Annotated in this window: 17 protein-coding genes; 6 read left to right on the top strand and 11 right to left on the bottom strand. The window is 26.9% G+C overall.

All coding sequences use genetic code 11. From position 1 onward, the window contains the following. Positions 1-295: 295 nt before the first annotated feature. From C4S77_RS12180 to C4S77_RS12170, 3 genes are all read left to right on the top strand, one after another. Positions 296-1,957, top strand: a complete 1,662-nt coding sequence (locus C4S77_RS12180) for a DEAD/DEAH box helicase (RefSeq protein ID WP_105247767.1) — start codon at positions 296-298, stop codon at positions 1,955-1,957. A 105-nt stretch (positions 1,958-2,062) separates the two neighbouring features. Further along, on the top strand, positions 2,063-2,410 hold the full coding sequence (locus tag C4S77_RS12175) for a heavy-metal-associated domain-containing protein (RefSeq protein ID WP_105247766.1): 348 nt from the start codon (positions 2,063-2,065) through the stop codon (positions 2,408-2,410). Between the two features lie 360 nt (positions 2,411-2,770). Further along, a complete protein-coding gene (locus C4S77_RS12170) occupies positions 2,771-3,061 on the top strand; it encodes a putative quinol monooxygenase (RefSeq protein ID WP_105247765.1) in 291 nt (96 codons plus the stop codon). A 210-nt stretch (positions 3,062-3,271) separates the two neighbouring features. Here the strand turns inward: C4S77_RS12170 and C4S77_RS12165 are convergent, their stop codons facing one another. The 3 genes from C4S77_RS12165 to mnmD all read right to left on the bottom strand — a co-directional run bounded on the left by C4S77_RS12165 (position 3,272) and on the right by mnmD (position 5,019). After that, a complete protein-coding gene (locus tag C4S77_RS12165) occupies positions 3,272-3,520 on the bottom strand; it encodes a hypothetical protein (protein ID WP_105194230.1) in 249 nt (82 codons plus the stop codon). Between the two features lie 408 nt (positions 3,521-3,928). Beyond that, a complete protein-coding gene (locus C4S77_RS12160; protein WP_105247764.1) occupies positions 3,929-4,360 on the bottom strand; it encodes an NUDIX domain-containing protein in 432 nt (143 codons plus the stop codon). Beyond that, the gene (gene mnmD / locus C4S77_RS12155) at positions 4,348-5,019 is read right to left on the bottom strand and encodes a tRNA (5-methylaminomethyl-2-thiouridine)(34)-methyltransferase MnmD (RefSeq protein ID WP_105247763.1); all 672 of its coding nucleotides are present in this window, start codon (positions 5,017-5,019) and stop codon (positions 4,348-4,350) included. The genes C4S77_RS12160 and mnmD overlap by 13 nt, the downstream gene beginning before the upstream one ends. Positions 5,020-5,124: 105 nt before the next feature. Here mnmD and C4S77_RS12150 point away from each other — a divergent pair, with 105 nt between their 5' ends. The 3 genes from C4S77_RS12150 (at position 5,125) to C4S77_RS12140 (ending at position 8,687) form a co-directional block, all read left to right on the top strand. Next, positions 5,125-6,186, top strand: coding sequence for a branched-chain amino acid aminotransferase (locus C4S77_RS12150; protein WP_105247762.1), 1,062 nt, complete (start codon positions 5,125-5,127; stop codon positions 6,184-6,186). A gap of 95 nt (positions 6,187-6,281) precedes the next feature. Next, a complete protein-coding gene (locus tag C4S77_RS12145) occupies positions 6,282-7,970 on the top strand; it encodes a glycosyltransferase family 39 protein (protein WP_105247761.1) in 1,689 nt (562 codons plus the stop codon). Positions 7,971-8,018: 48 nt separating this feature from the next. Next, the gene (locus C4S77_RS12140) at positions 8,019-8,687 is read left to right on the top strand and encodes an ABC transporter ATP-binding protein (protein ID WP_105247760.1); all 669 of its coding nucleotides are present in this window, start codon (positions 8,019-8,021) and stop codon (positions 8,685-8,687) included. An 86-nt stretch (positions 8,688-8,773) separates the two neighbouring features. Here the strand turns inward: C4S77_RS12140 and C4S77_RS12135 are convergent, their stop codons facing one another. The 8 genes from C4S77_RS12135 to C4S77_RS12095 form a co-directional block, all read right to left on the bottom strand. Next, the gene (locus C4S77_RS12135) at positions 8,774-9,094 is read right to left on the bottom strand and encodes a DUF493 family protein (RefSeq protein WP_105247759.1); all 321 of its coding nucleotides are present in this window, start codon (positions 9,092-9,094) and stop codon (positions 8,774-8,776) included. Between the two features lie 60 nt (positions 9,095-9,154). Further along, complete coding sequence (locus tag C4S77_RS12130; protein ID WP_105247758.1) at positions 9,155-10,924, bottom strand: AMP-dependent synthetase/ligase; 1,770 nt, start codon at positions 10,922-10,924, stop codon at positions 9,155-9,157. A 182-nt stretch (positions 10,925-11,106) separates the two neighbouring features. Continuing rightward, positions 11,107-14,853, bottom strand: coding sequence for a transglutaminase domain-containing protein (locus C4S77_RS12120; protein ID WP_105247756.1), 3,747 nt, complete (start codon positions 14,851-14,853; stop codon positions 11,107-11,109). A 77-nt stretch (positions 14,854-14,930) separates the two neighbouring features. Then, positions 14,931-16,202, bottom strand: a complete 1,272-nt coding sequence (glyA, locus tag C4S77_RS12115; RefSeq protein WP_105194240.1) for a serine hydroxymethyltransferase — start codon at positions 16,200-16,202, stop codon at positions 14,931-14,933. A 108-nt stretch (positions 16,203-16,310) separates the two neighbouring features. Next, a complete protein-coding gene (gene galE / locus C4S77_RS12110; RefSeq protein ID WP_105247755.1) occupies positions 16,311-17,336 on the bottom strand; it encodes a UDP-glucose 4-epimerase GalE in 1,026 nt (341 codons plus the stop codon). A 31-nt stretch (positions 17,337-17,367) separates the two neighbouring features. After that, positions 17,368-19,272: a KUP/HAK/KT family potassium transporter gene (locus C4S77_RS12105; RefSeq protein WP_105247825.1), complete on the bottom strand. Its 1,905-nt coding sequence runs from the start codon at positions 19,270-19,272 to the stop codon at positions 17,368-17,370. 146 nt (positions 19,273-19,418) lie between these two features. Then, on the bottom strand, positions 19,419-20,258 hold the full coding sequence (locus C4S77_RS12100; RefSeq protein ID WP_181042892.1) for an endonuclease/exonuclease/phosphatase family protein: 840 nt from the start codon (positions 20,256-20,258) through the stop codon (positions 19,419-19,421). 176 nt (positions 20,259-20,434) lie between these two features. Then, positions 20,435-21,346: a rhomboid family intramembrane serine protease gene (locus C4S77_RS12095; protein ID WP_105247753.1), complete on the bottom strand. Its 912-nt coding sequence runs from the start codon at positions 21,344-21,346 to the stop codon at positions 20,435-20,437. Between the last annotated feature and the right edge of the window lie 7 nt (positions 21,347-21,353).

Below are 21,353 nucleotides of genomic sequence, written 5' to 3'. Positions count from 1 at the left end.
TATTCTTACTAATTTTTCAAATCGACTTATAACAAAAAAAAGGTTTAATAGTAAAAAGTAATTTAATTATTTAACAAATAATTTATTAATAATATATAATTAAGGATCTTTTTTTTAATTTTTATTTATAAATTAGTTTAAAATAATATATATAATCTAATTGAAAAAAAATGAAATGATATAATAAAATAAATTTAATGAATTATATACATTAATAAAAACTTAAATATCTCACATTACAATTGTTAATTAATAAACAAATCCTTACCTTTGCATGCATTATTAAAAATAGTTAATGAATTTATTTCAAGAGTATGGTCTATCTGAAGATCTACTAAAGGCCATTACAGAGCTAGGGTACACTCAACCCACAGATATCCAAAAACAAACCATTCCTTACTTATTATCTAAAGAAGAAGATATAATTGCTTTAGCACAGACAGGTACAGGAAAAACAGCAGCTTTTTCATTACCAATACTGGAAATGATAGATAGCGAACAAAAAAATGTACAAGCTTTAGTCTTGTGTCCAACACGTGAACTATGTTTACAAATTTCTAAAGATATAGCGAGTTATTCAAAACATATGACTAATATACGCTCTTTGGCAGTATATGGAGGTTCAAGTATTACAGAGCAGATACGAGGTTTAAAAAGCAATCCTCAAATCGTTATTGGTACTCCGGGCAGGGTAAATGATATGCTGAAAAGAGGGGTATTAAAAATTAATCATATTCAATGGCTTATTTTAGATGAAGCGGATGAGATGCTTTCTATGGGATTCAAGAATGAGCTAGAAACAATATTAATAGAAACTCCTAAAGAACGCCAAACTTTACTATTTTCCGCTACAATGTCTAAACAAGTAGAGAAAATAGCCAAAGGTTACATGAAAGGAGCCCATAAAATTTCAGCCGGGGGTATTAATGAAGTTAAGAAAAATATTACTCACAAATTTGTTATAGTCAGAGATAGACAAAAAAATAATGGTCTCAGAAGAATTTTAGATGCCAATCCGGATATTTATTCTATTGTTTTTTGTAGAACTCGTTTGGAGACTCAAAATGTAGCAGATTTTTTAATGCACCAAGGATATTCTGCTGACGCCTTGCATGGAGATCTATCTCAAGCACAGCGTGATACGGTTATGAAAAAATTTCGGCTAAAAAACATTCAAATTCTTGTCGCTACTGATGTTGCTGCCAGAGGTTTAGATGTGAACAATCTTACACACGTAATTCATTATTCATTACCTGACGATCCTGAAGTTTTTGTACACAGAAGCGGAAGAACCGGGCGTGCCGGAAAAGATGGTGAATCTATTGCTATCATCAGACCTAGTGAAGTTGTAAAATTTAACAGGATAAAAAAAGAAACTTCTATTAAAGTAGAGGAAATGGAAATTCCTACTAAAGAAAGTATATTAAAAGCCAAAGAAATTTACCTTTCTTCTAAGCTATTAACCTCTGATTTTACTACAAATAATTTTGAATTAAGTCAGATTCCCGATTTGACTGACATATCAAAAGAAGAACTTTATAAAAGAGTTATGTATCTTGAATTAAAGTCCACTTGGGAATTTTATCAAAAAGAAAAAGATATAGCTCCTATTGATAAAAATGAAAGGTTTTCTGAGAGAGAAAGTGGAAGAAGAAATAGAAGAGATAGAGACAGAAAAGTTGCTAAAGGAGGTGGAAAAAACAGAAGAACTAGGAAAAATGGTAATTTTACGAGATTTTTCTTTAATTTAGGAAAACGGGATAACTTAAATAAAGTAACGATTATTGATCTTATAAATAAAAATACTAAAGGAGCTAGGGCAGATATTGGAGATATTGACATACGAGATAGATTTTCTTTTTTTGAAGTAGATTCAGGTTATGCTGATCAATTACTAAAAAAATTTAACAAGCTTAGTTTTAATGGTAAGAATATGTCTCTAGAAATTGCTCAATAAAATAATTTACAAAACTATTTTCATTACTTGATAAATATCATACTATACTTTTAGGCATGAAAAATGCTTATAATTAAATTGTACTAATTTTATTTTTTATAAAATATGGTTTCAATAAAAAAAATATTTTTTTCTTTGTTGATATTTCTATCTGCGATTACACTTTTTTCTGCTCAGATAAAAAATCAAAAAACAGAAATAGTAAAAATATATGGAAATTGTGAAATGTGTAAACAAACCATTGAAAAAGCAGGATCTATCCCTGATGAATCTTTAGTATTGTGGGATGTAAAAACAAAACAAGCAGAAATTACTTATGATTCCAATAAAACCTCTATAGACAAAATATTAAAGAGAATAGCTTTAGTTGGCTATGATAATGAAAAATATAAAGCAAAAGATGGAGTATATAGGCAATTGCCTATATGCTGTCAGTATGAAAGAAAAAAATAAGCGCTCTTTTTTATGAGAATTAATAAATTCTCATATTTAATACATTAATTTATCAAAATGAGACTAAATATAAAATATTTAGTCTTTTTTATATTTATAGTTTTTCTATTACTAAAAAATAGAATTTTCTTAATATTTTTTAATTAAACATTCTCCGTTTAAATTATTATTTCTATATTTTTAATAATAAATCTATTTATTAAAAGTAATATATAACTATACGAAAATATTTAGAGGATATATTATTTAATTTACCTTTAAAATATTATACCACACAAAAAAAACAGATAAAAAATACTAAATATTATTTTAATTTTTTATAATTTAACGCTACATATGTAAACTATAAAAAAAATAATTATGACTGAATTAAAAATTATTGCGACCCTTATTATTAAAAATGGATATAATCGGGAATTTGAAGAAATACTACATTTTATAGCGGATGAATCAAGAAAGGAATCTGGAAATATTTCTTACGAAATTCATCAAGATATAAAAAACCCATTAAAGTTTCTAATTTTAGAAACATGGAAATCCCAAGAAGCAATAAATGAACATAATCTTACTTTGCATTTTAAAAAATTTACAGACAGCATTAAAAATAAAATTGATATGTTACAAATAGATATTATTAAAAAAATTTATTAAATTTAAAATTACTTTTTTTATAATAAGTAACTTATTATCACATTAAGTATAACATAACCCAATAAAACATCCCATATTTACTTTAATTTTATAAAAAAAAGATAGCAAAAGTTATATACTTTTTAATTATTACAAATCTTTTTTAATAATAAAAAACTAATCTTTACAGATATAGATTAGTTTTTTATTATTAGTACTTCCATAATTTTTTTAAGAAGCAACTCCTCTAGGATACCATACAGTACACATAATACCTTCACTTGCAACTTTCGGGTGTGCACATGTTGAAGTTTGAAATTTTGAACATTTTAAACAATCATCTTCTTTATGTGGAACAGCTTTAAATTCATAGGAACTACATACTTGATTTTGACTAACTCCAATTTCTTTTATTGTACATAATTGACCATTTAAAAAATGTTCACAGTTTCCACAACAATCGGCTAACTTTAACTCCATAACTATTTTATTTTATTGTTAAATATTGATATAAAGTTAATGATAATCAAACAAAGAATTATTCTAAATTACTGATTTACATATATTTATAATTAGAATAAATTAAAATAAATTTTATAGCTTTACTTATATATTTTCTACATAAAAAGACCATTTATTTTTAAAATTTATTACGAATTTTTTTCACATTTCTTCACATAAGAATTTCTAACCATATTTTTTACTAGGGTTATTTTGTTGTAATGGCTTTCAATGAGCACATTTGTATCATGTCAATTTCTGCCTAAAACTAATAATACTCATTATCGCCAAAGATTTTAGATTAATTTTTTCAGATAACTTTTCAGGATTTTATAAATAAAAATATATTATTTATATTATTCAACAAAAAAACTGATATTAGAATATTTATTTTATATTTTTTAGGTTTAATAATTTTTTAATTACCACCTTATCTACTGGTAAAGGAACATTTTCAACTTTTAAATCAGATAATGGAATCCAAACTACTTCTTCAATTCCTGCATCCATAATTTTTAATGTTGAAAAATCATTACATCCAACCCAGTAATAAATTGTCAATAATTGTTTTTCGGGAGTTAACTCTGATTTTATAAAAAAATCTTGTGTATAAAAATGTTCTTTTACTTCTATTTTTAAATTTAACTCCTCCATAAATTCTCTTTCCAGAGTTTGTCTTGTTCCCTCTCCCAATTCTAAACCTCCTCCCGGTAATTTTAATAGTTGATTACCTGCATACATTTCTCTCAAAAACATAAGTGCATTGTCTTTTATTAAAAGTGCATATACCCTTACATTTACTGTTTTTAAATTTTCCATGCGTTTACCATTTCTCTTTTACCTTTAGGACCTTGTAATTTTTCTACTTTAAAACCGACTGATTCCATTGCTCTCCTTGCACTGCCTTTACTAGAATAGGTGGTAAGCAATGCTGAATAGGACATACAATTATATATTTGTCTAAACATAGGCTCATCCCAAAATTCCGGTTGTACTCGAGCACCAAAAGCGTCATAATAAACCAAGTCTATATTTTGAATTGGAATATTTTTTAATTCAAAAAAATCTAAGTTATATTTTATTAACTTAAAATTATTTTCAATTACTATTTCTTTTTCCCACCCTGCCTCATGTAATAAAAAAAATTTTTTTTCAGCTTCTTCTTCGTCCGTTAATTTCCAATATTTCAATTTTTCGAGCTCTTCTGTACTTACAGGATATTTTTCTAAAGTGTAATAATTTATTTTTATATTTTTCTCTATTGCTTTATTTAATGTTAAGAAAGCATTTAAACCTGTTCCAAAACCCATCTCCAAAATAGAAATTTCTTTTGAATGAATTTTATTTAACCCATTAGAAATAAACACATGATTGGCTTCCTGCAAAATTCCATGATGTGAATGGTAACACTCGTTCCATTCTGGAATTTTAATAGTATGTGTACCTTCTTCTGTGGTAATAATTACTCTTTCTAACATAAAAACAATAAAGTAATCTTCAAAATTACAATACTTTTTTCATGAATAAGATGTTTTTATTTATTAAATTTGAAGTAATAAAGAAAGCAAATCTAAATATAAATAATGGAAATAAATAAAATCCAACATTCTAAGCTTGATAAAGTAGATCCTAATAATTCTGCTTTTGGAGTAAATATATCTGATCACATGCTAATATGTGTATTTAAAGACGGAAAATGGGGAGAGCCTGTAATTATGCCTTATGGTGGAATGAATTATTCTCCTGCTTTAATGGCAATTCATTATGGACAAGCTATTTTTGAAGGAATGAAGGCATATAAAGATAGTAATGATAATGTTTTTCTATTCAGACCTGAGAAAAATTTTGAACGATTTAATAAATCGGCAGAAAGATTGGCTATGCCTAAAATTACTAAAGAAATATTTTTAGACGGACTTTTATCATTAATTGATTTAGATAGAAACTGGGTGCCTACCAAAGAGGGTAATTCCTTGTATATACGTCCAACTATGTTTGCTTCTGAAGAGATGTTTTCTGCTAGGATTTCCAATGAATATACTTTTGCTATTATGACTTCTCCGGCAAATAGTTACTATGATAAGCCTTTAAAAATAAAGATAGAAGATTATTATACACGTGCTGTGGACGGCGGTGTGGGTTTCACAAAATGTGCCGGAAATTACGGAGCGTCTTTCTATCCTACAAAATTAGCAAATGAGGCAGGCTACGACCAAGTTATATGGACTGACAGCAAAGAACATCTATATTTTGAAGAATCTGGAACAATGAATGTAATGGTAAGAATCGGAGATGTTTTGTATACCCCTCCTACTTCCAATACTATTTTAAGCGGTATTACCCGAGATAGTTTGGTGACTATTGCTAAGCATAATAAGATTGAAGTGAAAGAAGAAAGAATTTCTGTGGATGATATATTTAATGCCTATAAATCCGGAAATTTAAAAGAAATATTTGGTTGCGGAACAGCGGTGGTTATTAATAGATATTCTCATGTGGCTTATAGAGATTTTATTATGGAACTTCCCGAACTTGATGAAAAAAATAGTTTTGCTATATTTCTAAAAAAACAACTTGTAGATTTACAAACCAATAAATCTGAAGATCCTTTCGGATGGAGATATAAGGTTGAAAAAAAATTATAATAAAAATTAAACGCATATTTGATTATCTAATTTTTTAAAAACTTCTAGTATAGGTTATTAGAAGTTTTTTTTACGTTATTTTTTATAAATTTGATATGATGAGACTTAAGAGTAGTGTAAATTCCATACAAAAAGTTCAATTTATTTTTATTAGCATTTTATTTTTATTAAACCTGACACAAGCCTTAACTCTTCCTTTAATTGATGATGAAGCTTATTATTGGGTTTGGTCTAAGCGTTTAGATTTTGGATATTTCGATCACCCTCCTATGGTAGCTGTCTTTATTAAATTAGGATATGCTTTATTTCCTAATATGTTGGGAGTACGTATAGTATCGGCTCTATCAAATGTTTTATTTTATATTCTATGGATTTACATACTGAAACCTAAAACTTTACAAGAAAATTATTTACTTTTAGGATTATTAGGATCATCTGCAATATTTCAGGGTTTAGGTTTTATTTCTACTCCTGATACTCCTTTATTATTATTTGGAACTTTTTTTCTATGGAGATGGAAAGAATTTTTATGCATACAGAATTTTAAAACAACATTTCTTTTGGCCTTATCAATGGCTTTAACCATGTATTCAAAATATCAAGGTATAATTATAATTGTATGTGCTATACTTCCTAGTATACCTATTTTATTTAAAAACAAATGGTTTTATTTAAGTATTTTGTTTTCAATTATCTTATATTCTCCACATTTATATTGGCAATATATTTCAAATTGGCCTTCGGTCAGATATCATATTTATGAAAGAACACAAAAAGTAGTAAAAGGTTTCTTACCTGGGGAATGGCTCTTAGGAATACTTGTAATATCAAATCCTTTATTAATTTATTTTTATTTTAAAAGTTTAATTATAAAATCAAATTTTAAAGATTTACTCTGGGTTAAATCATTACAATGGGTATCTATAGGTAGTATAATTTTTTTCGGATTTTTTTCTTTTTCCAGAAAAATACAACCTCAATGGAACTTAGTTGTTTATATGGCACTAATACCTCTTTGTTTCCTATTTTACAGAAAAAAAATATCTAAATATTTGTTACGAATTTGTTATTTTTCTTTATTTCTATTTATAGTAATTCGTATTTCTTTTTTATCTCCTATTATTATTTCTTATACGCCAATGTATAAAATAAAAAAATTTGTATTACATGCAGAGGAAGTAAATCGAGGTATAGCTGTATTTGAAAGATATCAAAAAGCTGCTTTGTTTAATTTTTATACACAAAAACCTTCTGTAGCTTTACAGATTTATACTCATCGAAAATCTCAGTATGATTTGTGGAATTCTGAAAATTATCTGAATGGTAAAAACATTACTTTTTTTGGATTAGAACATACTTCTAATCATTTTATTTTAGATGAATCAAATAAAAAAGAATATTATAAATATATTTCCAATTTTCATTCTTATTCTAATATTTCTTGTCAAATAAATTTCAATAAATCTTATCTTGATTCTGCCAAAATATTACATCTATATTTGAAATGGCAAAATCCTTATGAAAAAAATTTTATCTTAGAAAATAATTCTGCTCTTGAAGGTGGAATTATGTTAACTGACAAAAAATCTTTAGAACCTAAAATTTTCTTACCCTTCGCGCAAAGTATACAAATCTTACATGGAAATTCTGACGAAAAACTTTTTTTATTTGATCTCTCTTCGTGTGCTGCTAATCAATATAGAATATATATTGTAATTAAACCTTGCGGAATTTCTGGAAAGAACATTTCTGAAGGGATGAACATTAATATTTCTAATTTATAGAATATACTGCATTTGATTATTTTTTAGTAATTTTGATAAATTCTTCTCATGGTACATATAAAAAATATATATAAATCTTTTGGAAATTTAGAAGTATTGAAAGGAGTTTCTTTACTTATTAAAAGAGGTGAAATTGTTACTATAGTAGGAGAATCAGGTGCAGGAAAGTCTACTTTGCTACAAATTATCGGAACATTAGATAAACCTACCTCTCCCGAAAAAAATCATAGTCTTATAGAAATTGACAGCTTACCCATAATACAACTAAAAGATAAAGAACTTTCTCTTTTCAGAAATAAAAATATAGGTTTTATTTTTCAATTTCATCAATTACTCCCAGAATTTACTGCTATTGAAAATGTAATGCTTCCTGGGATGATAGGAGGAAAAACTAGGAACGAATTATATAAAAAAGCAGAGGATTTATTAAAATATTTAAATCTATCTCATCGTTTAGAACATAAACCAGGAGAACTTTCCGGTGGGGAACAACAAAGAGTAGCTGTAGCTCGTGCTTTAATGAATGATCCTAAAATAATTTTAGCTGATGAACCTTCTGGAAATTTGGATTCTAAAAATGCTGAAGACCTGCATCGACTCTTTTATCAGCTTAGAGAAGAATTTAATCAAACTTTTATTATTGTTACACATAATATTCATTTAGCTGAAATGGCAGATCGTAGAATGGAAATGAAGGATGGTAAAATTGTTAGTTAAAAAATCTTTTTTGTTTGTTATTAAATAAATTTTATAAAAAAAGGAAGTTTCATTATTACGAAATAACTCCCTTTTTATAATTTTTATTATAGCATCATAATGTCTTTTATTTTTCCTGCTTCTTTGTAATATTCAATTACAGAAATTGAATCTGGAACATATAATGTAACGGTTACACTTGTATATTTACCGTTTTTACTTTCCCTCATAACAAATGAAGCCTCCCCATGATCAAATATTTTGTGTAATAACGCTATATTTTTATCTCCAGTAGGAATAATAAACTTAAACATATAATTACCGGGGAAATCATGTCTTTCATCGAGTTGTTTACGAAATCTATCATAAAAATCATTCGGATTTTTATCTTGATTATCAAAAATTTTTATTTTATCATTAGTTATCATATAACATCTCTAAACAAAACTTAAGCCAAGCAGATAAGCTATGTCATTTTGGCTAATTAGCTATCTTCCATACATTTTATTATATAAATCTATATATTTTTGTTTTATAAATTTTCTTTTCAGTTTCAATGTAGGTGTTAATTCTCCTCCTTCTACAGACCATATTGTCGGGGTTAATTCTATTTTTTTTATCTTTTCCCAATGTCCTAATGAGGTATTTACTCTCTCTACATCTTGTTCTATTCTTTTTTTTAAAATTTCGTTTTTAATAAGTTCTTTCTTTGAACTCTTAGTATCTATATTTAAATTTTTATATTTAATATATTCTTTCAAAAAAGCAAAATCCGGTTGAATTAATGCACAAGGCATTTTCTCTCCATCTCCAACAACCATTGCTTGTTCTATAAACCTAGATTTTTTTAAATTATTCTCAATAACTTGCGGGGTTATATATTTTCCTCCTGAGGTTTTAAACATTTCTTTCTTTCTATCTGTAATAACTAAAAAGCCATCATCCATATGTCCTATATCTCCTGTTTTCAGCCATCCATCTTCAGTAAATGCATTTTTCGTCATCTCCTCATTATTATAATACCCTAAGAATACGTTAGGTCCTTTTGTTAATATTTCACCATCTTCAGCAATTTTGACAAGGCTATTTTTTATTATTGGACCCACTGTACCTAATTTAAAATGATTTTCAGAAGGACCATTAACTGCTATGACAGGTGAAGTTTCTGTTAGCCCGTATCCTTCTAAAATAGGAAGCCCTGCCGCAAAAAAAATTCTATTTAAACTGACTGATAATGAAGCACTTCCACAAATCATAAATATTAATTCACCCCCTAAACCTTTTCTCCATTTTTTATATACTAAAAAATCAGCTATTTTATGTAATAATCCTTTAGTTTTAAATGGCTGATATTTTTCTGCCAAATTAATAGCCCATAAAAAAATTCTAGTTTTAAGGATTCCAGCCGAAGTTCCTTTTTGATAAATAGCTGAATAAAATTTTTCTATTAAACGAGGAACAACTGTCATTACATGGGGTTTTACTTCATTTAAATTTTCTACCAGTTTTTCAATACTTTCAGCAAAATATATAGAATAAGATCTGTATATAAATATGTAGTTTATCATGAGTTCCAGCACATGACTAATGGGAAGAAAGCTTAATGTTCTGCATTCTCCTTCTATTTTCAAAGGAACTCTCTCATGACAACTCATTACATTAGATATAATATTTTTATGACTAAGCATAACTCCTTTAGGTTTTCCAGTTGTTCCTGAAGTATATATTATTGTAGCCAAATCTTCTGTTTTCACAATTTGCTTTAAACTCTCTACTTCATATTGAGTTTCAGGATTTTCTCCCATTGCGATCACTTCTGACCAATGGGTTGTTCCCTCTACTTCTTCAAATGAAAAAATGCTCACTAATAATGGACATTCTTTTTTTATATTGCATATTTTATCATTAAGGATTTTATCCGAAACAAAACAAAAAATACTGCCACTATCATTTAAAACAAAAGCTGTATCTACTTCACTTAATGTTGGATATATAGGTACTGTAATTGCCCCTATTTGCTGTGCAGCAAAATTTATAATTAACCATTCTGTTCTATTATTTGAAACAATAATAGATATTTTATCCCCTGGTTTTATACCATATTTTATTAAGCCTCGACTCACTTTATTTACCTGATTTACTATACATTCTGTAGATGAATTTTTCCATATACCATCCACTTTCATATTAAAAGCATTTTTTAATGGATTATTTTTCAATTGAAAATATAGTATATCAAATAATCGGTTTATTTTCATTTCCTAATATTAAGTTTATGAAAAGTAATAAAAAATTTTATATTGCTAAAACTATTTTTTATATTCTATTTTATTTAAAATATTTGATTAATAATATTAAATACAATAACAACGATATTTTTACTGAAAATTTATACCTTTTCAATATATAAATAGTGATAATATTTTTTTTATTCATTATCTTATTTATATCCTATAACTTCACTTTCAGCTTCTATAATATTTTCCACAAATTCTTTGAAATTTTTATATTCATTTACCGGGATGTTTTCCCAAGAGGTTTGTGCTGTTTTGATAATTCTAAGTTTTGTAGGTGAAATCTGATCATAGGTTAGTTCAAATTTTCTTTTTCCATATTGAAATTTTTTATTTTCAGGAACTTCAATAAACTTTTTTCCATCTGTTAAATTTAATACAATTTCTTCTTTATAATCATTTTCACCTTCATAGCTAATGTAATATATATCTGTTTCTCTTTGTTCATTTAAGATAATATTTTTATTGTATACCTGAGAAAAAAACGGGACAGATAAAAGATTCATATTCCCTATTTTCTTAGATTTTTCAGCAATTTCTATTTCAGTTTCAAAAATCAAAGGTAAGGATGTTAAATCATTACCTTTTATGAGTTTTGATGATTTTATCATTACTGATTTGTTTAACATATGACCGATTTGTTCTTCCAACTTATTTTTCCTTTCTTTTTCTGAGTTTGCTTCTGAGAATAATTGATTGTAAAAAGATTTTGATGTACCGAAAGAGTTGTATTGCATTTTAATTTTTTTTGAATCGGTATCAATGAAAACTTCTGTAAAAATATTCACTTTATTTTCTAAATTATTTGCATTGTTTAGCTCAATAAGCTTAGCATTGTCATTCTCTGTTTTATTATGATTAATTACCAGAGCTTTTGCTTTATAGTTACTCAAAGAAATTGCCCTAAATGGTAAATATTTATTGGTCAATTCTAAAAATACATCTTTACCATCTATTTTTACTTTTGCAATACAATGATTGAATCCTAAATTAGGTAATGATAAGGATGATTGTTCATTATCATTGGTAAGTACTAAAACTAAATTTGCTTGAAGACCTGCTTTTTGAGCTAAGGTAACAAATAAAGCAGAGAAGTCTTTACAATCTCCAAGTTTAGTTTGTAATGTTCTGGACGGTTTTTGTGGAATATATCCACTTTGTCTAAAATCCATATAACTATACTTTATATTTTTTTGTATATAGTTATAAATTTTCTCTGAAATTTCATTTTGAGATAGAGAGGTTACCCCTTGTGGAAAAATTTCATTAAATGCTAATTCTAATTTTTTATCTTCCACCATTACTTTACTTACTACATCGGCATACCAATTAGCAATTTCTCCCCAAGATTTTATAGTTCCTACTACTACAGAGGTACAAATATCTAAATACGGTTTTGCATAGTATTCATTATAATCAAATGAAGGTGTATTTTTTAAAACCCAAGTAGTATATTTTTTATTTTTTATATTTTTTGTTTTACTCTCTATTTTACCATTATTTATAAATGTAAAATAATTCATATTTTCAGGGGCTATAATTGTAAATCTTGATTCTACTACCGGATAAGTGCCATTGAAGTAAAAAACTTCATTAAAATCTTTGAAAAATCTTCCTGATTTTTTTTCAATCTCATCATATTGAATAAGAATCACATCTCCAACTTCTAAATTAGTAAAAACTATATTGCCGGCATTTTTTTCTGCCGGAACTATTACTCCGTTTTTCTTAATGATTTCAGATTTTAAGATGTTACTATAATAATTTACATTATACTCTTTAAAATCTTCTACTCCTTGTTCTGAAGTAATTTCATAGATTATAGTTTCTTTTCCTTTCGAACCACCTTCTGGAAAAATATTAACAATATATTCATCTAAAAGTTTTGTAGCACCACTTTCTCCTATCAGTTTTGTATTGCGTCTTTCCTTAATTAAAGAATAAAGATCTTTCACCGCAATATTATCTATCTCATCTTGTTCTTTATTTATATCTTTTAAAACATTTCTAAGATACGTATTAGCCGAATTGTGCAATAGTGCACTTTTAAGATACTTTACAGATTCTTCCTTATTATTTAAATTAGTATAAATATAACCTATATCTGCCAAGATCGAAGATGAATATGGAAAGTTTTCCAATGCTTCTTTTGCCTGTTTTAAAGATTCATTATATTTTAGTTCTTTATTATAAATTTGAATATATTCTTTTCTATAAAAATTAACATCCGGATATTTTTCTATAAGTGAAAGTAGAAGTTTTTCGTATTCTTCATATTTTTTAGCCTTATCATATCTTTTTAATAAATCTGAAATAATAGCAAAATCATCTTTTTCTTTTAATGCATTTTCTAATCTTATGATGGAATTATCTTGTGAAGAACCTGAATAATCAAAAATATCTGCAAATAATACTAAAAAAGAACTGTTTTGATAAGATGCATCTAAAATTTCTTTTACTTTATTTATGGTTTTAACCATATCCTGCTTTCTTCCCGATATCAACACATCCATAGTTAGTGCTCCTATTTCAGATTTTGTTTTGGCCAGCCTATTTTTTAATTCTTCTAATTCATGAATTGAGACAGATGATGACCAATTTTGGTCTGCCATTCGATCGAATAACGATACATAATATTCCGGATCATCTACTTGAATATTTTTAACTATTTCTTTATTTTTTTCATCTTCATTTATATTTACATTATATTTAATCCTTAAATTTCTTATAAAAGATGATTTAGGATATGCTTTTTCAAACTCATCCAATATTTCATCGGCTTTTGTATTCTGTTTATTTGCTAAATAGCCATTTAGTAAAATAATTTTATTGGTTATATTATTAGTTTCTTCTTTTATTTTTTGTTTAAAAAACGTTTCATAATGAAATTCCGCTTCTTCTAATTTTAAATCTTCAATTTTACTTAGGTTATATTCTTTATAATTATCACAGTATTTTAAATTGGTAAGAGTTTGTTTATTTTCATCTGTGAATTTAGCTAAGAATGCCGATGAATCTGTTAATTCTGATTTTATTAATAATCTGCTTACACCTTTTGGTAATTTTAATTTTAAAAGAACTGATCCTGTTTCTTTATATCCTTTATTGTGGGTTGAATAAATTTCACAATCATTTAGAAAAGCTTTAAATTCATTGTTGGTACCTAATTGCAAAAACACCGTTTGCTCTATAGGGCTTTCAATAAAACTTTGTGCATAAATAATTCCTGGGGCATACTCTTTTTCATTGTCATAGGAATGAAATCCTATATTTTGATAGTATTTTTGATTATACCATCCTACTTTTCCATTAGCATTTGCATTAAATAATCTGTCATTTTTAGCATAGATTTCAGGTTCATACTGTATATCAATTCCGCTGCCATTAAGATTCTCAAAAACTCCACAAAATTGCCATTTATCTACATTATTCAATGCTTTTGTAAAGTTATTATAACTTTCTATATCTCCCCTCTTTTTATCACAATATAATTTATATTGAATTATAACATCTTCGGCTTCATACTTTTTGGAAGATGCTAAAACATCCATTTTTTTACATGTATATGTATCTTCTCCTAAATCCGTATTAACAAACATGAATGGTTGATTAATTAATGGATATATATATGAAGCGTCTGGTGATATTTTTACAAAACTTTTCACAAATTTATCATCAAAAAACATTTGTCCTTCTTCTATACTTATTATAGCATCTAAAAACAAATAATTAAAATTAGAGTCTTTAGTTTTTAAGAATGATTTATCATAAAGTTCGCGTGCTTCTTTTCTTTTATTATTAAGTAGAAAATTCCATATTTTTTCTTCTGTCTTATTTTGGGAAAAAATATTTATGGTTATAAGAAATAAAAAAAAGGATGTGATTCTTTTCATAGTATATTTTTTAGTATAAAAAAAACCGGCATAAATATTTTTATACCAGTTGTTAATTGTTATTTGATATTATTTAATTACCATTGAAATAAAGGTCGTGAATTCATCATCGAATTTACTTGAGATTTTATTTGATTGATTTTTATATCATTATGAGGATCTTTTATCACTTCATTTATAAATTCTGCTATTTTACCCATATCTTCTTCTTTCAGACCTCTTGTGGTTATGGCTGCTGTTCCAAATCTAACTCCGGAAGTGATAAAAGGGCTTCTATCATCATAAGGAATCATATTTTTATTACAGGTTATATCTGCTTGTCCTAAAACTTTTTCTGCTTCTTTTCCTGAAATATTTTTATTATGTAAATCAATGAGCATTAAATGATTATCTGTTCCTCCGGAAATAATTTCAAAATCTTTTTCTATCAATGCTTTTGAAAGAGCTTGCGAATTTTTAAGCACTTGCAATATATAGTTAAAATAGCCTTCACTCAAAGCTTCTCCAAATGTTATGGCTTTTGCTGCAATTATATGTTCTAAAGGTCCTCCTTGTGTACCAGGAAATACTGCACTATCTAAAACTTGTGACATTAATTTAATTTCTCCCTTAGGAGTTTTTTGCCCAAAAGGATTTTCAAAATCTTTACCTAACATAATAATTCCTCCTCTTGTTCCTCTTAGGGTTTTATGAGTGGTTGTAGTTACTATGTCACAAAAAGGCATAGGGTCTTTAAGAATACCTTTGGCAATAAGTCCTGAAGGATGGGAAATATCCGCCATTAAAATAGCTCCTACTTCATCTGCCGCTTCTCTAAATTTTGAATAATCAAAGTCTCTGGAATAGGCTGAGGCTCCACAAATAATCAATTTAGGTTTTTCTCTTTTTGCTGTTTCCAACATTCCCTCATAATCTATACGTCCATCCTCCTTGTTAACCTGATAAAAAACTGCTCTATAGTTTATTCCTGAAAAATTAACAGATGAACCATGGGTTAAGTGTCCACCGTGTGCTAAATTTAACCCCATAACAGTATCTCCCGGTTTTAGACACGCTAAAAATACGGCAGCATTGGCTTGTGCTCCTGAGTGTGGTTGTACATTAACATATTCTGCTCCGAATAATTCTTTAGCTCTGTCAATAGCTAATTGCTCTATTTCATCAATAACTTCACATCCTCCATAATATCTTTTCCCTGGATAACCTTCTGCATATTTATTGGTTAACACAGAACCTGCAGCCTGCATAACTTCTTCACTAACAAAATTTTCTGAAGCAATCAGCTCTATTCCTTTAAGTTGTCTTTCTTTTTCCTTTTTTATTAAATTGAAAATTATATCCTGACTCATAATTTAATTTTATTTTATTCAAATATACAATAAGTTGTAAATATAAAAAATGTTTACTTTATATTTAGATATTGTAATGTATTGATATTTTTATTTATAAATTATTATTTATTTTTTACTCATTATATTTTTTTCCCAATTCCAAGAATCCCTAACCATATCATCTAAAGAGAATTTTGCTTTCCATTGTAATTTTTGATTAGCTTTTTGGCAACTAGCATATATACTTTCCACGTCTCCTTTCCTTCGTTGACCTATGATATACGGAATTTTAATTTTATTTATTTTTTCAAATGTCTTTATTATTTCTAATACAGAATTTCCTCTTCCGGTTCCGATATTGAAAACCTCAAAATTTAACGAATTTTCTTTTTCCAGCAAATAATTACAGGCTTGTACATGTGCATTAGCTAAATCAACTACATGTATATAATCTCTAATACAAGTTCCGTCTGGAGTATTATAGTCACCACCGAATACTGTTAATTTTTCTCTAATCCCTATAGCTGTTTGTGTTATGTATGGCATTAAGTTAGAAGGAATTCCTTTAGGCAATTCTCCTATTAAAGAGGATTTATGTGCTCCTACAGGGTTAAAATATCTTAAAGACAAAACTTGTATGTTATTTGCTATGGATGTTTTTTCTAAAATATCTTCTGCCATTTGTTTAGTACTTCCATATGAAGACAAAGATTTTTGAAGAGGAGAATGTTCATCTACAGGTAACTTTTCCGGTTGCCCATAAACTGTAGCTGAAGAGGAGAATACAATACTATCTACCTTAAATTCCTTCATAACCTCTAAAAGATTTATTAAAGAAAGTAAATTAGTCTTGTAATAAACTAGTGGAATTTCCATAGATTCTCCAACAGCTTTTTTAGCAGCAAAATGAATACATGATTTTATATCGGGATTTTCTTCAAAAATTTTTTTTAATTTATTTATATCGCAAATATCAGAGTGATAAAATTTAGGTCTTATTCCCGTAATTTGTTCTATTCTATCCAAAATAAATAATTCAGAATTACTGAGATCATCTGCAATAATTGGATTAAAACCTGATTGTATCAGTTCTACAACTGTATGTGAACCTATAAATCCTAATCCTCCTGTTACTAATATGGAATTATTCATAATATAGTTAAATTTATGTAAACGAAAATATCTAGATTTGATTTGTTTTTATTCTTTTTATTCTGTTTTTATAAATTACATCTGTAAGCATTGGAACTTCTTCAACCTGTACATTATAAGTATCCAAGCCTAAAGCTGCTGTATCAGAAATTCCTATATACTTAACTAAATTATAAAATCTTAATATAAACCTTTCTTTTATTGATAACAAATATTCTTGATTGAAAACTCTATCAGTTAAAATATATCTAAAGTCAGAGGGTATATCATATTTCTTTAATGATGGGTAATTACTTATGAGGCTAATTTTTCCTGATGCTTTAAGGTCTTCTAATACTTGATTAAAGTATATATTGATTAAAGGTTCAACTTTAAATCCTAATTTAAAATTCACATTATACAAAGTATTTGGAATTAACTCTAAAACATCATATTCAAAAGTATAGGGGTTAGAATCATTTTCAACCCTTAAAAACCAATAATAATCTGCTCTTTTAGGATTTTTATTTATAATGGAAAAAATAATTTTTGCTTCTATTTCTACTGGTTTTTTTGTTCTGCTTACATATACTAAATTATTTGAATATTTAGGTATTTCTTTATCATTTTTCATATCCTGTATAATAGGTAAATAGGGCTTTAAACTTACATATTGGACATATTTATTTTTAAGTTTTCTACCATTATACCAAATATACATACAAAATGCTATAATCCCTGCCAACAGCATTGTAATCCAACCTCCATCTTTAAATTTTAATACATTAGCATAGAAAAAACCACCTTCTAAAGTAATATAAACTACTGCAAATAATAAAATCAAAAATTTATTAACTTTTTTATAATTAAGATAGTAAATTAACAATACTGTTGTCATTAGCATGGTTATCGTTATTGCTAAACCATAGGCTGCTTCCATTCTTGATGATTCTTCAAAATGAATCACCACTATAATACATGAAATCAATAAACCCCAGTTTATTGCCGGTATATACATTTGACCTTTTTGGTAAGAAGGATATTCTATACGCTGCCTAGGCCAAAAGTCTAATGACATAGCCTCACTAAAAATAGTATAAGACCCTGTTATTAAAGCCTGACTTGCAATAATTGCGGCTAAAGTGGACATTGTAACCCCTATTACTAAAAAACCATGGGGCATCATCATAAAAAAAGGATTTCCTCCACTATTTGCTTCCGCTGGATTTGAAAGAATCCAAGCTCCTTGCCCCAAATAATTTAATATTAAACAAGTTTTAACAAAGAACCAACTAATTCTTATATTTTTTATTCCACAATGTCCTAAATCTGAATATAATGCTTCTGCTCCTGTGGTACAAAGGAAAACCGCCCCCATAATAACAAGAGTTTCTGGTTCTGTTATGATAAGCCTAACTGCGTAATAAGGATTGATAGCTTTAAATATGTAAAGATGAGGGATAACTTCTATAATTCCTAAAATAGCTAACATTATAAACCATAAAAACATTATTGGTCCATAAAATTTCCCTATCGATTGAGTTCCAAATTGCTGAACAATAAATAATACCATTAAAATTAAAAGGGTTATAAATATAACCGGAGTATGAGGATTATAAATTTTTAATCCTTCTATAGCTGAAACAATGGTCATTGAAGGGGTAATAACTCCATCAGAAACTAAAGCTGCTGCCCCTAAAATTGCAACAATATAAAGCCATTTTTTTTTTAATTTTTTCACTAGTGAATAAAGTGCTAATATTCCCCCTTCTCCATTATTATCTGCTTTTAATGCAATTAATACGTATTTTACAGTAGTCTGAAGAGTTAATGTCCATATAATACATGAAAGAGCTCCTTCTACAAAGTCCTGATTTATTCTACCTTTACCTACGGCTACTATGGCTTTCATCACATATAACGGAGAAGTACCAATATCCCCAAATACAATCCCCATTGTAACAATTAAACCTACGAAAGTAAATTTAGCCGTAATTGAATTATTTTTTTGCACCTTATTTATGTTTAATAAACTGATACAAATTTATAATATTTATAGAATAACCATTAATTTTATTTTATTTGAAAATTTTTTTAAACGAATTATTTTAATTGTAAAAAAGCAAAAACCGGATAATGATCTGAAAATTTTATATTTTTATTTACATAACTGCTTTTAGGAATAAAATCGGGACTCGTAAATATATAATCAATTCTTATTGGATAAAAATAATCATAAAAGGACATTCCTAAGCCTGATCCACATAACTCAAAAACATCTAACATATTTCCTTTTACATGAAAATATTCATAAGATAAAGGTACTGAATTTAAATCCCCACAAACAATAGTAGGATAAGGAGACTCTTTTATATATTTAATTAATAAATCTATTTGAACCTGATGTTTTTTATATCCTGTTGACAATTTTTCAACAACAACCTTTGTTTTATCTTTAGCATCATCTACTTTTTCTATTCTAAATATATTTTTTGTTAAAAACATAGGCTCTAAATAAATATTTATACACCTGATTATGGATTCGTCTTTTTGAATATCTGCCAAACAAGCATAACCATTTCCCGGAAGAATTATCTTTTGTTTATTAATTATAGGATATTTTGATGAAATTGCTACCAAATCAAATACAGCATTATATCTATCCACTAAAAATGTTTCTTTGGACCTCCACTGTCTCGTATATATTTCTTGAAAAAAAGCTATATCTATATCTCGTTTTATTACAGAATCTTCTAAAGCCCTTAAATCCTTACTTTCGTTGGCATAACGAATATTATAGGTTAAAATTTTAAATTGCTTTTTTGATGTCTTATTTGCTATGATTTTATTTCCAAAATGTATGTATTTTTTTATAGGAAAAAGTAAAAAAATCGTAAATAATAAAAAAGGTATGAATATCAATTCTCTTTTTATTAACCACATTATTGTAAATAAAAGATGAAAAATAAATAAAATGGGAAATATCAAAGAAATAAGCCCCAAATATGGAAAATCTTTGGGTTGGACTATTTTATTAAGATATACTATACATAACAATAAAGCTATTATACAATGTAAACTAAAAAATAAATAGTTTTTTTTATTATGTGTAATAAATATCATAATTTTTTAGAAGAATTAAATAGAAATTCTTTTTCTTCTTTTGTAAGGTTTTCATATCCATATTTAGATATCTTATCTAAGATAGCATCTATTTTTTTCTGATTTTCTATTTTATTTTCATTAAAATTTTTATTTGTATGAACACCTGATTTGGTTGATTGATATTGAAATTTTTCTTTTTTTCTGTTTTTTGAAGAAAAAATCCTTACTTTGATAAACGAAAATATTTTGTAGAAAGTATTAAAATTAGGAACTATTTTTCCTAAAAAATCATTTCCTGTCTGAAATGATTTCATGTAAAAAAAACCGAAAGCTGCTGCAGCTATTCTTGCTATAAATACATTCATTGTAAGAGATGATGAACTCAAAGTTGAAAAAGCGTCTAATACTATAAAAATTATCCCTAATACATAAATTGGAAACTGAACAGGTAATGGAAATAAAGAAACCGGCATTTTAGGATTATAAGATATAACAGCAAATAGTACACTATATATCCCAACAATAGCACCATTTAAAAAAATATAAGTATATCCGGTAAGTAAACTATATAATAAAAAAATTATTCCACCGAAAATATTTCCTAAAACAAAAAATTTAATAAAACTATTTCCATTAAAATAAATTCTAAAAATCTTTTCTGTAAAGTATAACATTATCATGGCAAAAAATAAATCCCAAAGATTTTTTTGCACTATAGGAAAAGTAAAAAGTGTCCAAATATAAGGGATAAATTTATCTGCTGACAAAAAAATTACTGGTTCTAATGAAAAACCTGTTAGATTCATCAAAATAAAATTGAAAATCCAGTAAACAAAAGAAGAAATTATAAATATGTAGATTATTTTTACTCCTTCTGTACCACTTCTATAATAGTATTTTATTTTATTTATCCAATCATTATACATAAAAAAC

Origin of the sequence: Apibacter adventoris (genome assembly GCF_002964975.1) — a bacterium.
GTDB lineage: Bacteria > Bacteroidota > Bacteroidia > Flavobacteriales > Weeksellaceae > Apibacter > Apibacter adventoris.
The sequence above is the reverse complement of the archived record's forward strand: the minus strand, read 5'-3'. Positions and strand labels throughout refer to the sequence as shown.

What these genes read in the sequence shown, in the direction of transcription:
- C4S77_RS12150 (WP_105247762.1), top strand. Translation starts at nt 5,125, where the DNA reads ATGGAAATAAATAAAATCCAACATTCTAAGCTTGATAAAGTAGATCCT.
- C4S77_RS12140 (WP_105247760.1), top strand. Translation starts at nt 8,019, where the DNA reads ATGGTACATATAAAAAATATATATAAATCTTTTGGAAATTTAGAAGTA.
- C4S77_RS12130 (WP_105247758.1), bottom strand. Translation starts at nt 10,924, where the DNA reads ATGAAAATAAACCGATTATTTGATATACTATATTTTCAATTGAAAAAT.
- C4S77_RS12170 (WP_105247765.1), top strand. Translation starts at nt 2,771, where the DNA reads ATGACTGAATTAAAAATTATTGCGACCCTTATTATTAAAAATGGATAT.
- galE (WP_105247755.1), bottom strand. Translation starts at nt 17,336, where the DNA reads ATGAATAATTCCATATTAGTAACAGGAGGATTAGGATTTATAGGTTCA.
- mnmD (WP_105247763.1), bottom strand. Translation starts at nt 5,019, where the DNA reads ATGTTAGAAAGAGTAATTATTACCACAGAAGAAGGTACACATACTATT.
- C4S77_RS12145 (WP_105247761.1), top strand. Translation starts at nt 6,282, where the DNA reads ATGATGAGACTTAAGAGTAGTGTAAATTCCATACAAAAAGTTCAATTT.
- C4S77_RS12105 (WP_105247825.1), bottom strand. Translation starts at nt 19,272, where the DNA reads ATGGGGATTGTATTTGGGGATATTGGTACTTCTCCGTTATATGTGATG.
- glyA (WP_105194240.1), bottom strand. Translation starts at nt 16,202, where the DNA reads ATGAGTCAGGATATAATTTTCAATTTAATAAAAAAGGAAAAAGAAAGA.
- C4S77_RS12095 (WP_105247753.1), bottom strand. Translation starts at nt 21,346, where the DNA reads ATGTATAATGATTGGATAAATAAAATAAAATACTATTATAGAAGTGGT.
- C4S77_RS12135 (WP_105247759.1), bottom strand. Translation starts at nt 9,094, where the DNA reads ATGATAACTAATGATAAAATAAAAATTTTTGATAATCAAGATAAAAAT.
- C4S77_RS12180 (WP_105247767.1), top strand. Translation starts at nt 296, where the DNA reads ATGAATTTATTTCAAGAGTATGGTCTATCTGAAGATCTACTAAAGGCC.
- C4S77_RS12165 (WP_105194230.1), bottom strand. Translation starts at nt 3,520, where the DNA reads ATGGAGTTAAAGTTAGCCGATTGTTGTGGAAACTGTGAACATTTTTTA.
- C4S77_RS12100 (WP_181042892.1), bottom strand. Translation starts at nt 20,258, where the DNA reads ATGTGGTTAATAAAAAGAGAATTGATATTCATACCTTTTTTATTATTT.
- C4S77_RS12175 (WP_105247766.1), top strand. Translation starts at nt 2,063, where the DNA reads ATGGTTTCAATAAAAAAAATATTTTTTTCTTTGTTGATATTTCTATCT.
- C4S77_RS12160 (WP_105247764.1), bottom strand. Translation starts at nt 4,360, where the DNA reads ATGGAAAATTTAAAAACAGTAAATGTAAGGGTATATGCACTTTTAATA.
- C4S77_RS12120 (WP_105247756.1), bottom strand. Translation starts at nt 14,853, where the DNA reads ATGAAAAGAATCACATCCTTTTTTTTATTTCTTATAACCATAAATATT.